The sequence below is a fragment of the Mesorhizobium sp. P2_E9 genome, from assembly GCF_056403815.1.
This window is the reverse complement of the sequence record NZ_JBFUET010000023.1, coordinates 70,167-85,351: the sequence shown is the minus strand read 5'-3', so window position 1 is coordinate 85,351 and position 15,185 is coordinate 70,167. Positions and strand designations below refer to the sequence as shown.

The 15,185-nt window shown below is 63.3% G+C and carries 16 protein-coding genes; 4 read left to right on the top strand and 12 right to left on the bottom strand.

Annotated elements, in window-relative coordinates:
* Nucleotides 1-442 precede the first annotated feature (442 nt).
* The gene (dnaQ, locus tag AC1D05_RS32090) at nt 443-1,141 is read left to right on the top strand and encodes a DNA polymerase III subunit epsilon (protein WP_477446499.1); all 699 of its coding nucleotides are present in this window, start codon (nt 443-445) and stop codon (nt 1,139-1,141) included.
* Here the strand turns inward: dnaQ and AC1D05_RS32085 are convergent.
* The 8 genes from AC1D05_RS32085 to AC1D05_RS32050 form a co-directional block, all read right to left on the bottom strand.
* Nucleotides 1,136-2,089 (bottom strand): alpha/beta hydrolase, encoded by a 954-nt coding sequence (locus AC1D05_RS32085; protein ID WP_477446497.1) that lies wholly within the window; start codon nt 2,087-2,089, stop codon nt 1,136-1,138. The two genes, dnaQ and AC1D05_RS32085, sit on opposite strands and share 6 nt — an antisense overlap.
* A gap of 11 nt (nt 2,090-2,100) precedes the next feature.
* Nucleotides 2,101-2,781, bottom strand: coding sequence for an isochorismatase family protein (locus AC1D05_RS32080; protein WP_477446495.1), 681 nt, complete (start codon nt 2,779-2,781; stop codon nt 2,101-2,103).
* Nucleotides 2,778-4,073 carry a M24 family metallopeptidase gene (locus tag AC1D05_RS32075; RefSeq protein ID WP_477446493.1) on the bottom strand — a complete coding sequence of 432 codons (1,296 nt, stop codon included), beginning with the start codon at nt 4,071-4,073 and terminating at the stop codon, nt 2,778-2,780. The genes AC1D05_RS32080 and AC1D05_RS32075 overlap by 4 nt, the downstream gene beginning before the upstream one ends.
* Before the next feature lie 216 nt (nt 4,074-4,289).
* Entirely contained in the window at nt 4,290-4,787 is a 498-nt protein-coding gene (locus AC1D05_RS32070) for a hypothetical protein (RefSeq protein WP_477446491.1), read from the bottom strand.
* Between the two features lie 174 nt (nt 4,788-4,961).
* Nucleotides 4,962-5,930, bottom strand: a complete 969-nt coding sequence (locus AC1D05_RS32065) for a GlxA family transcriptional regulator (RefSeq protein WP_477446489.1) — start codon at nt 5,928-5,930, stop codon at nt 4,962-4,964.
* 65 nt (nt 5,931-5,995) lie between these two features.
* The gene (locus AC1D05_RS32060; protein WP_477446487.1) at nt 5,996-7,177 is read right to left on the bottom strand and encodes a trans-sulfuration enzyme family protein; all 1,182 of its coding nucleotides are present in this window, start codon (nt 7,175-7,177) and stop codon (nt 5,996-5,998) included.
* Nucleotides 7,174-8,613, bottom strand: a complete 1,440-nt coding sequence (locus AC1D05_RS32055) for a pyridoxal-phosphate dependent enzyme (protein WP_477446485.1) — start codon at nt 8,611-8,613, stop codon at nt 7,174-7,176. The genes AC1D05_RS32060 and AC1D05_RS32055 overlap by 4 nt, the downstream gene beginning before the upstream one ends.
* Nucleotides 8,614-8,762: 149 nt before the next feature.
* Entirely contained in the window at nt 8,763-9,164 is a 402-nt protein-coding gene (locus AC1D05_RS32050; protein ID WP_477446483.1) for a RidA family protein, read from the bottom strand.
* A gap of 169 nt (nt 9,165-9,333) precedes the next feature.
* On the opposite strand from AC1D05_RS32050, the gene AC1D05_RS32045 reads away from it, so the two are divergent.
* Nucleotides 9,334-9,666: a hypothetical protein gene (locus AC1D05_RS32045; protein WP_477446481.1), complete on the top strand. Its 333-nt coding sequence runs from the start codon at nt 9,334-9,336 to the stop codon at nt 9,664-9,666.
* A complete protein-coding gene (locus AC1D05_RS32040; RefSeq protein WP_477446479.1) occupies nt 9,663-10,313 on the top strand; it encodes a cysteine hydrolase family protein in 651 nt (216 codons plus the stop codon). Before AC1D05_RS32045 ends, AC1D05_RS32040 begins: the two co-directional genes overlap by 4 nt.
* A gap of 5 nt (nt 10,314-10,318) precedes the next feature.
* Here AC1D05_RS32040 and AC1D05_RS32035 read toward each other — a convergent pair whose 3' ends face one another.
* Complete coding sequence (locus tag AC1D05_RS32035) at nt 10,319-10,672, bottom strand: winged helix-turn-helix transcriptional regulator (protein ID WP_477446477.1); 354 nt, start codon at nt 10,670-10,672, stop codon at nt 10,319-10,321.
* Nucleotides 10,673-10,785: 113 nt separating this feature from the next.
* Here AC1D05_RS32035 and AC1D05_RS32030 point away from each other — a divergent pair, with 113 nt between their 5' ends.
* A complete protein-coding gene (locus AC1D05_RS32030; protein ID WP_477446475.1) occupies nt 10,786-11,556 on the top strand; it encodes a type 1 glutamine amidotransferase domain-containing protein in 771 nt (256 codons plus the stop codon).
* Nucleotides 11,557-11,570: 14 nt separating this feature from the next.
* On the opposite strand, the gene AC1D05_RS32025 is transcribed toward AC1D05_RS32030, so the two are convergent.
* From AC1D05_RS32025 to AC1D05_RS32015, 3 genes are all read right to left on the bottom strand, one after another.
* Nucleotides 11,571-12,914, bottom strand: coding sequence for an FAD/NAD(P)-binding protein (locus tag AC1D05_RS32025; RefSeq protein ID WP_477446473.1), 1,344 nt, complete (start codon nt 12,912-12,914; stop codon nt 11,571-11,573).
* Nucleotides 12,915-12,939: 25 nt separating this feature from the next.
* Complete coding sequence (locus AC1D05_RS32020; protein WP_477446471.1) at nt 12,940-13,416, bottom strand: RrF2 family transcriptional regulator; 477 nt, start codon at nt 13,414-13,416, stop codon at nt 12,940-12,942.
* A gap of 613 nt (nt 13,417-14,029) precedes the next feature.
* Complete coding sequence (locus AC1D05_RS32015) at nt 14,030-15,184, bottom strand: helix-turn-helix transcriptional regulator (RefSeq protein ID WP_477446469.1); 1,155 nt, start codon at nt 15,182-15,184, stop codon at nt 14,030-14,032.
* Nucleotide 15,185: the final 1 nt, after the last annotated feature.

Genomic DNA, 15,185 nt, shown 5'->3' with positions numbered 1-15,185 from the left:
CCACAGGTCCGGCCGATACCGAAGCGCCGGCACAAAAGGCTCACATTCGCCCCAGGCGCTAGCGCCAGGCGCACGAACTCTTCCTTCTGTCTCATAGCGCTTCTGTCCTCGAATGGCATCCCGAACCCCCTCGCGCAAAAAGCGCAAAACTGTTCGCGATGTCCTCGCACACCTGTTCGCGATGTCACCGGTCCAAACACCCTTGTGGGAGAAGGTGTCGCCGAAGGCGACGGATGAGGGGTGTTCCAGCTTGGCGACGACGGCAACTGCGGGTCGAACCAAAGTAGATCCACCAACGTCTCACTCCACTGGAACACCCCTCATCCGTCTCGGCGCTGCGCGCCGATCCACCTTCTCCCACAAGGGGAGAAGGCAAAACAGGCATTGCCATTGCCATTTTGTTCCGCTGTATGATTCTGCTTGCTTAGAACGGACTGATTCGATGCGCGAGATCATCTTCGATACCGAAACCACCGGCCTTGATTCGCGCGACGACCGCGTAATCGAGTTGGGCGGCGTCGAGCTCGTCAATCGCTTCCCGACCGGCAGGACGTTCCATCACTACATCAACCCGCAAGGGCGGGCGATCCACGCCGAGGCGCAGGCCGTGCACGGCATCAGCGCGGCGGATCTTCAGGGCAAGCCGACCTTCGCCGACATCGCTCAGGAGTGGCTGACCTTCACCGACGGCGCCAAGCTGGTTGCCCACAACGCCACCTTCGACATCGGCTTCCTCAATGTCGAATTCGGCCGGCTCGGCCATCCCAATGTCGATCCCGGCCTTGTCGTCGACACGCTGGCGCTGGCGCGCCGCAAGCATCCGATGGGCCCCAATTCGCTCGACGCGCTCTGCCGGCGCTACGGCATCGACAACACGAAGCGCACCAAGCACGGCGCCTTGCTCGATTCCGAACTGCTGGCCGAGGTCTATATCGAGCTGATCGGCGGCAAGCAGGCGGCGCTCATCCTCGACAGCGCCACCGCGCCGGCGCAGGGCGAAAATATCCGGCACATCGAAATCATCGTCGCCCAACGCCCGAGGCCGCTGCTGCCGCGCCTGACTGAAGCAGAGCGCGCGGCCCATGCCGCCATGGTCGCCACGCTCGGCGAAAAGGCGCTGTGGCTGAAAGCTTCCTCATAGATACGGCCACTCGCCCCGCCCCAGTGCCGCAACCGCCGCGATGATGCGGCCAAAAGCGTCTGCCGCTGCCGGCACGGTCGTGCGGGCGCGCAGGAAGCTGTGCACGAGACGAGGCTCCTCATGCCACCACGCCTTGCCGCCGGCCGCAACAATGCGGTCCCGATAGGCCTCGCCATCGGACGACAGCGGGTCGCATTCGGCCGTGATGATCACCGTCGGCGGCAGGCCGAAAAAGTCGCTGTCGCGCAATGGTGAAAAGGTCGGGTCGTCAGGCAATTGCCGCTTGGCCGAGCGGACGTCGCGGTAGAAGGCGATATCGCCGACGGACAGCAGTGGTGCCTCGGCATGCTCGACATAGGAACCGGCGCATTCATCGCCGCCGAGGCCGGGATAGATCAGCACCTGGCCGATCGCTACCCTGACATGCTTGCGCGTCGCTTGCGCGACGGCCGCGGCGAGATTGCCGCCGGCGCTCTCGCCGCACAGCACTAGCGGCAGGTCGCTGGCCGCCGCCGCCCATGCAAAGGCCGCCATCGCATCGTCGAAGGCGGCCGGATGCAAATGCTCCGGCGCCAGCCGGTAATCGACCGACAGTACGTCGAAACCGCTGCCGGCGCAGAGCTCGGCGCAGATGTCGTCATGGCTGTCGAGCCCGCCGAGAATGAAACCGCCGCCATGGAAATAAAGCACTGTCGCCCGCGCGGCCTTGCCGGCGCGCTGGTAGTGGCGGATCGGGATGCCGTGATCCGAGGCCGCGATCAGGCCGTCGCTGGCCTTGACCCCTGATGGGCGACCCCGGTGAAAGGCCCGACACATCCGGTCATAGACGTCGCGCTGCCTGTCGATCGGCAGGCCGATGATCTCGGGCGGATACCAGGCGTTGACGCTGTCTATATAGGCCCACAGCGCCGGATCGAGCCGTGTTTCGTATTTGCCGCGGCCGCTCATGTCGTCTGCTGTCATAGATCGGCGTAGAGCGAGGCCGCATTGTCAAAACTGAAGCGCAGCGGCACCGAGCCTTCGACCTGCCAGGCGACGACCGTCTCGCCGGCCAGCAGCCGGCAGGCACCGTCGGTGTCGGTGACGGCGCCGCCATAGAGCCGGTTGGCGAGATTGAGGATACCGGTCTGGTGCATGGCCGCGCTGCCGCTGCCGCAGGCATCCTTGACCAGAAGCACGCGAAATCCCCTGGCCACCGCGTCCTTGACGGTGGCGTCGATACAGGCCTCGGTCCACACGCCGGCAACGACCAGCCATTCAATGCCGGAAGCCTTGAGCCGATCGGCCGCCGGGCCGCTGCGAAAAGCGCTGGCTTCGGCCTTGATCAGCAGCGCCTCGTCCTTGGCCGGCGCCACCTCATGGCAGATCTCGGTCAGCGGATCGCTCTTGTCCGAAAAAGCCGACTTGCCGTCGGCATCGAGCGGATGAAAGGGCCGGTCCTGCTTGTCGAGATCGACGATATAGGCCCAGTGATAAAGTGGCACATCGTTCTGCCGCGCCGCTGTTTGCAGGCGCTGGACGTTGGCCAGGATGCCGGCAAAGTCCTCGACCAGATAGCGCTTGTCCTGCCGGTGCTCTTCTTGCAGGTCGATGAAGACAGCGGCCACCGTGCCGCGTTTGATGGTGATGGGAGCCTTCACGCCAGAAACTCATCCTCATAGGGAAAGCGCGACAGCAGCTCGGTACCGGTCTCGGTGATCAGGATCTCGTCCTCCAGCTTGACGCCTTCGCGGCCGCCCTTCTCGCCGATATAGCTTTCCACGCTCACCACCATGCCTGGCACGATATGGCCGTCGCGGCCATAGGTCTCGTAGTCCATGGCATGCGCGATGAACGGTGTCTCGCCATGCATGCCGACGCCGTGCATGACCGAGGTGTAGCGCTGGTCGACAAAACGGTCCGGGATTTTCCACGCCTTCTCGGCAATCTCACGAAACGCCATGCCGGGTTTGACAATCGAAATGTTGTGCTGAACCTGGTCGTGCGCCATGCGGTAGAGCGATTTCTGGTAAGGCGTTGGCTTGCCCGGGCCGCAACGGAAGGTGCGTGAGAAATCGGAATAATAGCCGTAGCAGCCGATCGTGTCGGTATCGAGCGCCAGCAATTCGCCGGGCCGGATCTTGCGGCCGCTGGCCTCGTTGAACCACGGATTGGTGCGCTGGCCCGATGTCAGCAGTCGCGTCTCGATGAACTCGCCGCCCTGGCGGATCACCTCGCCATACATGATGGCGAACAAATCATTTTCGGAAACGCCAGGCTTGATCGCCTCGCGCACCGCATAGACGGCGGCTTCAGCGCCCGCCATCGACACCTGCAGACACTTCACTTCCTCCGGCGTCTTGACCGCACGCACCGCCAGGATTTCGCCCTGGCAATCGCGGACCTCACAGCCGCGCTTCTCCAAAGCGAGCGCCTGCAAATGGCTGCAGCGGTCGAGCCCGAGCTTCATCGAGCCGCCGCCGTGCTTCTTCAAAAGCTCGGTGATCTCGTCGGCGAACGGGCCGGCGGTCTCGTCGTCGCGACCGGAGACCGACGACCAGACCAGCTTGGATGGCCGCGCCTCGTCGATCGTGTCGAGCACCATCGAGACATGATAGCTCTGCGGATATTCGAACAACACGATCGGCCCTTCGGTCGGAATAAAGAAATAGCGGGTCGAGTTGCGCAGGAAATAGCCGAACATGTTGCGCGAGCCGGTGGCGTAGCGCTGATTGTAGGGGTCGAACAAGACGACGCCGCCATAACCCGCGTCGCGCATCCAGCCGCGCAATTTGGCCAACCGGCCTTTGCGCAACGCGTCTGCATCGATGAAGGACGGCTCGGTGTCCGACAGCCACATGCCGCCCGCCGGATCGGCCGCCGCGGGGTGGCGCATGCGGTCCTTGAAGTCGACGTCTTCGGTGCTGTCGGGGTCGAATACGACGATGCTCATGGGGTGCCTGGCCTTGGCTTGATTATGAGGCCTGACCATGGCGCAGGAGGGGCGAAAGCATTGTGCGGAAAACCGCATTTGTTGTGCGGAATGCCGCTGCACTTCGGCCAAAACGAATCAATCCGAACGATCGAGCTTGACCCAAATCGGACGATGAAAATTTGCGTCTCTACGCTCTCGTGGTCACACCTCAAAGTGTCTAGGCCGGAGGCGTCATTAATCTCTCGCCAGGAATCCCACAGCGAACGGAATAAAGAGAATGATGATCAACATCCAAAAGGCAACACGATTTGCCTTTTCATAGACGGGGAGCCCATTGCCTGCTCTTGCGCGCAGAAAAAGGAGCGCGTCCGGAAAGACCGTCAGCAAGAAAATCAACGCGAGCGAAAACTGGGGTAAGGTATTCGAAATTCTGTCTCGCATTATAAACAACAGCCCCAACGAGCTGTAAATCATGTACAAAAATATCGCAAATTGGATGGGTGAGTCTAAAAAAGTCGCCCAAGGTCTCCACACGCTTTCTTGATGATCAAGGCGAAGGCAAAAATAGATTGCACCTAATCCCAGGACAAAACACAAGTTCATCACGATCACGGAGTTTGATGTCGAGGCCTGTCCGATCGACCAGAGTAGGAGGATGAAAAAGATAGCAATAGTGCCAACGATAATAGGCAATCTTACGACAGCTCGTTTGTCACCGATCAAGATGTACATTTTACTCTCGGCAGAATCTTCCAGGATTCAGAATACACCTGTCGCCTTAATGCCCCGTGTAGAAGATGGAACGTTATTGACGTATCCCAAGTGGCACGGTTCCTTCGGATCGCGGGTTTGATGCTCCGCTTTCTGGTCGTTTCGGCCGTTGACGGCAACCAGCCAATTCTGGCCCTAATGCCGCCTCGCCAGCTTCGGCGGATGGCCATGCTCCTCGCGAAACGCCCGGGCAAAGCTCGACATCGAGGCAAAGCCGCAGGCCAGCGCAACGTCGCGCACGGCGAGCGTCGAATGTGCCAGCAGATCGGCGGCGCGCTTCAGCCTGAGCCGCCGGTAATAGCCGTTGGGTGAGATGGCGAGTTCGGAGCGGAAGGAGCGTTCGAGCTTGTCGGACGACACGCCGAGCCGCGCGGTCAGTTCAGCCATGCCGAGCCGCTCCTCCACCGCGTCTTCCATAATGGCGATGGCCGACAGCACCAGCTCGTTCTGCACCCCGGTGCGCAGGCGTAGCGGCATCAGCTTGCGGTCGACGCTGGAACGCAGCTGGCTGTGCACGAACCATTCGGCGACACCGGCGGCAAGCTCGGCGCCATAGTCGCGGGTGATGATCTCCAGCATCATGTCGAGGCTGCCGACGCCGCCGGCCGAGGTAAAGCGCTTGCGGTCGATGACATAGAGGTCGCGGCGCAGCTCGATTGTCGGAAACGCCTCGGTGAAGGCGGCCTGGCTGGTCCAGTGCAAGGTGCAGGCATGGCCGTCGAGCAGGCCCGCGCGGGCGAGGAAAAAGGCCGCATCCGCCACCGCGCCGATATGGGCGCCATTGCGCAGGCTGCGGCGGATCCAGCTCGCCGCGTCCTCGGCGACGAGATGATCGGCATCGCCACCCGAGCACACGACGATGCGGTCGACCTTGGGCGCATCCTCGGCGTAAAAACCTGGCTGGATGACGACGCCATTCGAAGCCTCGATCGTACCTTTCGTGCCGCCGACAATGATCCAGCGATAGCACTGCCGCTTCGCCAGCACATTGGCGGCGCGCAACGGCTCGATGACGGAACTGAACGCCATCATCGGAAAGCCAGGGAAGACCAGCACCGCGAAGGTGAGGGGTTCGATGGGTTTAGGCAGGTCGCGCGTGGCCATGGGCGCTACATCTCGGGCGAATGGCGCGCGAGGTCAATCGGGTTGATAGCCAACCATGGCGCCTTCTATCCCCCCAGCGCCTGCTCCAGATCCGCGATCAGATCATCGCCATCCTCGATCCCCGCCGACAGCCGCACCAGCGAATCCGAAATGCCGATCTCTTCCCGCTTGTCCGCGGGAATAGATCCATGCGTCATCAGCGCCGGATGTTCGATCAGGCTCTCCACCCCGCCGAGGCTTTCGGCCAGCGTGAACAATTGCGTGCGTTCGAGGAAGCGTTTTGTGCCGGCTAGGTCGCGGTCGAGCACAGCAGAGATCATACCGCCGAAGGCGTGCATCTGCTGGACGGCGATGGCGTGCTGCGGGTGGCTGGCGAGGCCTGGATAGATCACCCGGCGCACATCCTTGCGGGCTTCCAGCCACTGCGCGATCTTCAGCCCGTTTTCGGAATGCCGCTCCATCCGGAGCGCCAGCGTCTTCAGCCCGCGCAAGGCGAGAAAACTGTCGAACGGGCCCGATATGGCGCCGATGGCATTCTGCAGGAATTTCAGCTGGGCGGCGAGATCCTTGTTGTCGCCGACCACGGCGACGCCGCCGACCATGTCGGAATGGCCGTTGAGATACTTTGTCGTCGAATGGACTGTTATGTCGATGCCGAGTTCCAGCGGCCGCTGAATATACGGGCTGCAAAACGTGTTGTCGGCGACCGACAGGATGCCCTTGCGTTTGGCCAGCGCGGCGACGCCTTCGAGGTCGACGATGCGCAGCAGCGGGTTGGTCGGCGTCTCGACCCACAGCAGTTTCGTCTCCGGCCGGATCGCCGCTTCCACCGCCGCAAGGTCGGTGAAGTCGACGAAAGAGACCTGCAGATTGGCCGAGCGTTTTCGCACCCGCTCCATCAGCCGGAACGAACCGCCATAGATGTCGTCGGTGGCGACGATGTGCGCGCCGCTATCGAGCAGTTCCAGCACCGTCGAGATCGCCGCCAGGCCGGAGGCGAAGGCGAAGGCGGCCGTGCCGCTTTCGAGATCAGCGACGGCGCGCTCGAAGGCAAAGCGGGTCGGGTTCTGGCTGCGGGCGTATTCAAACCCCTTGTGCACGCCGGGCGACTGCTGGCCGTAGGTCGAGGTGGCGTAGATCGGCACCATCACCGCACCGGTCAGCGGGTCGTGGCTCTGGCCGCCATGGATGGTGCGCGTCGAAAAGGCCAGGCGGTTCTTGCCGGCTGGCGGAGTGTGTTTGGTCATCGTGCGCGCCTCAGATGGTTGATCAGGTCGATGCGGGTTATCAGGCCGACGAACTCGTCGCCGTCGAAGATGATGGCGACCTCGTTGCGGTCGAACACCGGCAGCAGCGCATCCAGCGTCTGGCTGGCCTGCAGCGTGTGCAGATTGGAGGTCATTGCCGTGCGCACCGGGCCGTTGAAACGCTCCCAGCGCCCGTCATAGGGACCGTCGACATGAGCAAGAATATCGCTTTCGTCGACGATGCCGACCAGTTTGCCCTCATCGAGCACCGGCAGCTGCGACACATCCGAGCGGCGCATGCGGCCATAGGCGTTGAGCAGGCTCTCGTCCGGCCCGACGAAAACGGTATCGCCGGTGCGGTGCGAGCGCATGACCAGGTCGCGCAGATCGCCATGCTGCTCGTGCTCGGCCAGGCCCTGTTCGGCCAGCCAGAAATCGTCGAACACCTTTGACAGATATTTGTTGCCGCTGTCGCAGACGAAGGTGACGACGCGCTTGGGCACTGTCTGCTCGCGGCAATAGCGCAGCGCCGCCGACAACAGCGTGCCCGATGACGACCCAGCCAGGATGCCTTCGCGCGACAGGAGATCGCGCACCGCCAGCATGCTTTGCTTGTCTGATATCGAATAGGCCTTTTTGACCAGCGACAGATCGGCATTGGGCGGCACGAAATCCTCGCCGATGCCTTCCACCGTCCAGCTGCCGGCCTCTTCCATCTTGCCGGTCTTGATCAACGGCGCCAGCACCGAGCCGACCGGATCGGCCAGCACCATCTCCGTCTTCGGCGAAACCTTGGCAAAGTAGCGGCCAAGTCCGGTCAGCGTGCCGCCCGAGCCGACGCCGACGACCACCGCATCGACGTCGCCATCGAGCTGCGAAAAGATTTCCGGGCCGGTGGTCGTCTCATGCGCCAGCGGATTGGCCGGATTGGCGAACTGGTTGGCATAGAAGGCGCCGGGCACTTCGGCGGCGATCTTCTCGGCCATGTCCTGGTAATATTCGGCATGGCCCTTGCCGACATCCGAACGCGTCATGCGCACCTCGGCGCCCAGGGCGCGCAGATGCTGGATCTTTTCACGCGACATCTTGTCGGGCACGACGAGCACGATGCGGTAGCCCTTGGGAATGCCGACCTGGGCAAGGCCGAGGCCTGTATTGCCGGCGGTCGCCTCGACGATGGTGCCGCCACGCTTCAGCCTGCCCTCTTTCTCGGCCGCCGCGATCATCGACAGCGCGATGCGGTCCTTGATCGAGCCGCCGGGGTTCTGGCTTTCGAGCTTGATGAACAGCCGGCATTTTCCGGTGTCGAATTTGGTCAGCTCGACCACCGGCGTCTGGCCGATCAGGTCGAGAACCGACTTGTAGGGCGGCCGCAGGCGGGACGTTGCGCTTTCCGAGGGGCCGCTGTCAGGCGCGGCGACCTTCTGCTCGCTCATTCAGATGCTCCATGATCGATCAAAGCGACCGGCTCGGGGGCAGAGCGGCAGCGTAGCCTCTTTTCCAGCCGTTTGTCGCGGGAAAGAAGATAGAACGTGCCAATCAGACAGCCAGACGAGGAATGAAATTCCAAGCGGTGCTAAATCTATTATGCCTCGACCGCGGCCTGGCCCTCGATCTCGATCAGGAAGTCCGGATTGGCGAGGCCGAGCACGCGTATGCCTGTCACCACCGGCGGCGGCCCGCGATCTGCCCAGAACGCCATCCAGACGCCGAAGGCCGGCCTGATGTCGGCATCGCCGACAATGTAGATCGACAGGCGGACAAGGTCTTCCAGCCTGGCGCCGCCGGCTTCGAGCACCATCGCCAGATTGGCGAGCGCCTGCTTGGTCTGCGCTGCGATGTCGCCCTTGCCGACGATCTGGCCATCGGCGTCGACACCGTTCTGGCCGCCGACCAGCACGATGCGTGCCGAGGCCGGCAGCGCCACCCCCTGCGAATAGGCCGGGTTGCTGTGCATGCCCTTCGGGTTCAGGTGCTCGATGACCATTCTCTTGTCTCCTCCCTGCCGGATGCCGCGCCACGAAAGGGCATTCGGCCCGCCGCTTCAACGAACCATCTCGTTCGTTGAAGCAGCCATTTTCGACATGCTAGCCGAACGGGATGCCAGCCGAAACAAGCGGGCCGCGCGATCCGGACATCCCAAGAGGAGACAGCCGATGAAGATCATCGCCTATGACAACTTCAAGCCCGGCGTCACCCTCGACGACCTCAAGCCTTATCTGCGCGACGAAGTGTCGAATGTCTGGCGGCTGTGGAAGGCCGGCATCGTGCGCGAAAACTATGCGCGCGCCGATGTCGGCGGCGTCATCATCGTCTTCGAGCTCGACAGCGTCGAGGAAGCCAGGCGCTACACCGACGACTTCCCGCTGTCGAAGGCTGGCTTGCTGGAATGGCATTTCCTCGCCTTCGACGCCGCACCCTTGCCGCTCGAATATCTGTTCGACCCTAGCGTCGACATCGCCAAGCCCTGGGACCGGACCGCCGCATGATCCGGTCGAGCGAGGGTATCGAGATCCCGACCAATTTGGCGGAATGGTGCGATCCCAACCGCATGGCGCTGGTGGTCTACGACATGCAGGTCGGCATCTGCCGCCAGATCGCCGGCGCGGCCGAGATCGTCGAGCGCACCGGCATCGTGCTTGAGGCCGCCCGCTCGGCCGGCATGCGGGTGGCGTTCACGCGCCATCTGTCCTTGCCGCGCAAATGGATGGGCGCCACCCAGCTGTGCACCGCCATGGCCTGGCAGCGGCGCGACAGCCCGGACAGCGTCGAGCCGTGGTTTTTGCGCGACGCCGAAGCGACCGAGATCGTCCCCGAACTCGCGCCACGCCTTGATGAAGCGGTGTTCGACAAGCTGACCATGTCGGCCTTCGATTCCACGCCGCTTGGCTTTGCGCTCAGCGATTGCGGCGTGCGCGCCATAGCCATAGCCGGCATCGCCATGGAGATCGGCATCGAGCCGACCGTTCGCCAGGCGACCGACAATGGCTTTACGGCTGTCGTGATCGAGGACGCCTGCGGCTTCGGCAACCGCGAAGCGCGCGACCGCTCGATGGCGACCCTGCGTTACCTCGGCGAAGCCATCATCACCGATGTCTCCGGCTATTGCGGCGCGCTTGCCGATGCCGGGAGATAGCCTTGTCAGGCGGCTGCGTCGATGTCGGTGCGGAAGCGCACACCCTCGGCACGGCCATGCACGCTGCCCCAGTCGTAGAGCGCCTGCAGTGCTGTGGCCAGATCGTGGCCGCGCTCGGTCAAGGCGTAACGTGCCTTGCCGTCGGGCGACGGCTCGAGCGCGACGAAGCCGATCTCGACGAGATCGGCGAGCCGCTGCGTCAGCATTTTGTCGGACAGCGAGGGGATCAGCCGGCGCAGCTCGGAATAGCGCAGCGGGCCTTGCTTGATCCGCGCGATGATCACCGTTTTCCACTTGCCGCCCAGCGCGTCGAGCGCGAACTCGACCGGGCAGCCATAGAGTCTTCCGCGTTGGGTCATGGCACCGATTCTAAGCAAGGTACCGCCTTGGCGAAAGCGGATTTTGCCCCGCCATATGGCCAGATTGCAGAGCCCGGCTTTGTCGGCGACAGCTTCACAAAGGGAGAGCCAAGATGAGTGTCAGGGATGCCAATCCGGTCAATGCGCTGAGGCCGAAACGCGTCGCGATCGTCATCGCCAATCCGGCCATCTCGACCACGACCGGCTGGCCGGTCGGCTTCTGGTGGAGCGAGCTGACGCATCCGTGGTTCGCCTTCACCGAACGCGGCTACGCGGTGGAGATCTTCTCCCCCGAGGGCGGAAGATGCGAGGCCGACGCGCTGAGCGACCCGCGTGACCCCTCGGGTTACTCCGAGACAGACCTCATCTCGCTCGGCTTCCTGTCGAGCCCGAAACTGGCGGCTCTGGTCGACAACACGCGGCCGGTGGCCGAGATCGATATCGACAGTTTCGACGCGATCGTCGTCGCCGGCGGTCAGGCGCCGATGTTCAGCTACGACCGCGCGACCGACCTGCAACGGACATTCGTCGCCTTCCATGAAGCCGGCAAAGTAGCCGCCGCCCTCTGCCACGGCACCGCGCTGCTGCGCTACGCCAGGCGCGCCGACGGGTCGCTGCTCGTCACCGGCAAGACGGTGACCGGTTTCGCCAATGCCGAGGAGGATTTCGCCGACAGGGCGACCTTGGAGATGGGCGCGCTCGAGCGCGGAAAACATCTGATGCCTTGGCGGATCGAAGATGAGTTGAAGGCAATCGGCGCCAACTATGTCCAGGCTGGGCTGTGGCGCGGCTTTGCCATACGCGACGGCAATCTGATCACCGGCCAGCAGAATTTTTCCGGCGCCGAGACCGCACGCCTGGTGTGCGAGGCGCTGGGCGGCTGAAGACCAACCAGCACCTACCCCAGCAACTGCTTGCTCAGCCGCGCGCACTGGACGCGGATGTCGGGGATGGCGTCGATCTCGAAGAAGGTGCCGCGCGTTAGCGGGCCGACGGCAAGGATCTTTCGCGAGACCGCGCCGTCGTTGGCGATGATCTCGCAATTGGCCGACACGTCGAGGCCGATGCGCATCGGATCCGGCCGCGCGAGCCCGCGGTCGACCAGGGAGCGCACCACGCTGTTCGACGAGGTCGAAATGTCCCGCACGATCCCTGAGCAATCATAGATACGGGCGGCGTCGAAGGTCTCGACAAGCTGGCTGTGGCGCGACTGGACGTCGATGCTGAAAGCCTCGCCCGGCGTGATGCCGACGACGCGGCCGGCGACAAGCCGGATGCGGCCGGATTGCACCGCTTGCGTCACCTTGGCGTAGACCTCCGGCGCCATGCGGTGGCGGTGGATGTCCCACCAGGCCTTGGTGTGCTCGACGAAGCGGCGCTTGGCCGAAGCCGGCCAGTTCTGCCAGATTTTTTGGTTGAACGGCCTGAGACCGTCGACGACATCGCGCCAGTCGATGCCGGCCTTCTGGTTCTCGCGGATCAGGTCGCGGAACCAGCCGACGAAATAGGAAAGCTGGGTGCCGAGCGGAATGTCGGCGACATCGAGCTTGATCGGATTGCCCTTGCGGTGCGGCGACGGCAGCAGGCCGCGCCGGGACACGGCGACGATCTTGCCCGTGTGGCCGCGCTGTTCCAGCGCCAGGAACGCGTCGACCATGCTGAGGCCGGTGCCCAGCACCATGACCGGGCTGTCCGGATCGAGAGCGGTGTCGGCTTCCGAGCCCATGCGGACCGCATGGCCTTGCGCCGGCTGTTCGTCATGGCCGGTGGCGAGTATGGCCAGATGGGCAACGACGCTGGTGCCGTTGGCGAGCGCCACCTCGACACCGGACGCGGTCGGCGTGATCGACAGGCTCTCTTCATGGGTCAGGCGCAGCCGCCCGGTCGGCTGCTCGCGCGCTTCGAGTTCGTCGAGCAGCTCGCCGAGATAACGGGCATAGATGCTGCGCGGCGCGTAGAACGGTGTCTGTGGCGTCTGCTCCTGGTCGACCAGGCCACGCCCCTGCAGCCAGCGCCAGAAATTGCCGGGATCGTCGGCATAGGCGCTCATGCCGGCAGCGCTCACATTCAGCACATGCGCCGACAGCAGCGTCGAATAGGCGATGCCCTGGCCGAAATGCGGGCGCTTTTCGATCAGCGTGACGCGCAGATCCGGATTGGCCGATTTCAGGAGATGCGCGGCCATTACGACGCCCGAGGCGCCGCCGCCGACAATGATAATGGAATTGGCGCGCCCGCTCATGCGCGCCGCCGTAGAGTGCGAGACGTCAGGCCTGGACCTTCACCGTGACGGGAAGCTCGTTGATTCCCCTCGCGACCGTAAGGTCGTCGAGGACAATGTCGCGCATTTCGGCGAGGCTGCGCTGATCGAGCACCTCGGCGATCGCCTGCCGGACCTCGAGCATCAGATGTCGGACTTGGCATGTCGCCTCGTTGCAGTCTTCACAGCGCTGATATTGTGTGCGGCTGGCGCAGGGAATTGGGGCGAGCGGCCCATCGAGGACGCGCACGACATGGCCGACCTTGATCTCGTCGGCCGGCCGCGCCAGGCGGTAGCCGCCATCCTTGCCCTTGCGGCTCTGGACGAAGCCGGCATTGCGCAGCTCGCCCAGGATGGCGTCGAGAAATTTCTTCGGAATGTTGTTGCCGGTGGCGATATCGCCGACGAAAGCGAGCTGCCCGACCGGCATGTGCGCCAGGTGGACCAGCGCCTTGAGGCCGTACTTGCCTTTTTTGGTGAGCATAGAACCAACGTTTCTCTGTCATGCGATGGCCGGGCCATCCCTGCGAAACGCCTGGCGAGCCTCCCCGCCGCGCCCAAGCATCCATGACACATAAATTCTAGTGACATGATATACAAGCCGAGAAACGTTGAATTTGCTTCGTTTTCAAGCCGCTGTAGCCATTTTAACCGGCCTTTGTGCCATTAAGAGCACAGAAATGCACTGCAACGGCAAGAAGGCGACAAATGGTTTCCCGCGGGACAGCCGTGTCGCCTGCCGACTCAAGCAGCGCCGGGAGCCGGTGCATGCCGTGAGCGATCATGGTGCTGGGGTGCCCGCTCATCGTCGCCTCCAATTCGCTCATGTCGATAAGGATACTATACTTACCCTCGAACACGCGGAACGGCTTGTCAATTCCGCAGCTGTTTGAGGTATGGTTTTTGCTTGGTGTCGGCAAAATAGGAAATTGTCGTTCGCAACCCGAGGCGCTCGGCAAACTCGGCCGGTCTCTCGACGTCGTCACCCTCGTACTCGTCTTATCCACCAATGGTGGAGATGCATGGGCTCGTGACCGACCGACCGCCACATCCAGTGATCACGCAGCCCTACCAGCGTGCCGTGATGTTTCGCTCCGTCAGAGCGGCGACGCCAGGGATGCGACAAGCCGGACGAGGTCGACCTGGCGCCGGACGTCGGTCTTCTCGAAAACATGGAGAAGGTGCGTCTTCACCGTGGCGCTGGCCAGGCCAAGCGATTTCGCGATCTCTCGCTGGGTGCGGCCGGCGACGATCATTTCGGCGATCCTGACCTCGGCGGGAGTGAGGCCATAGAGGGCCGCGAAGGCATCGAAGGGAAGACCTATCGGTCTGTCGACCGGGGCGATGAATAGAGCCGCCGTCGCCCGCCGGAACAGGCCGGGACGGCTTTCGCGCTTTTTCAGCGGCAGGACATGAATGATGCGCGGCTCGCCCGAGAGGCCACGTGTCGGAAACCCAGTGCCGCCGCGCCGTCCGAGCGCTGACTCGTCGCCGGCCGCCTGGGCGACCGCATCCTCTATCGCCGACGCGATCGCAGGCGAGGCATCCGCGACGACAACGCGGCCATTGCTGACCTTGATCGGATCCTTGCGAGCCAGCATGGACTCGGCGACCGGGTTGGCATGGATCAGGGCCATCAGTTCATCGACGAGCACGACGCCGACCGAGAGGCTCTCCAGCACCGATGTCACGTTGGCGGCGGCAATCGATTGCAATTCGAGCATCTGGCCGATGGCGATGGCGCGCCGGAAGTGCGGGGCCAAAAGACGCAAGGCGTCAAGTTCCCCGTTGCCGACAATGCCGATCGTCTCGTGCCGGCCGAACGAAAGCGTGGAGACCATGCGCGTATTGCGCTCCAATCCGATCGCCACCGCGTCGACCACGCCTTGCGGCTGGGCCCATTCGAGAAAATAGCGGCTGGCTGCAAGCGCGGAATCCGGCACGGCCTGGGACTGCGCTATCGGCTCCTCGAGCGGATATTGCTTTACCCTGATGTCGCCGCCCCAGAGGTCGACCAGGTCCTGGCCATAGGCGGGAAGCTCGCCAAGTTTCACCGAATCGATGCCCGTCGCAACGCCAAGCGTAACTTCGCCGCCCGGAAGCGGATACACGCCGAGAACCGCATAGCAGAACTCCAGCTCCCGCCGAATGTTGTCGACGACCGATGGCCATCGGCTGGGATCGAGGACGCAATCGTAGATGGTGCCGATGAGTTCTGAAATGCGCTCCGCCGGATAGGATCGGTCAGTCATG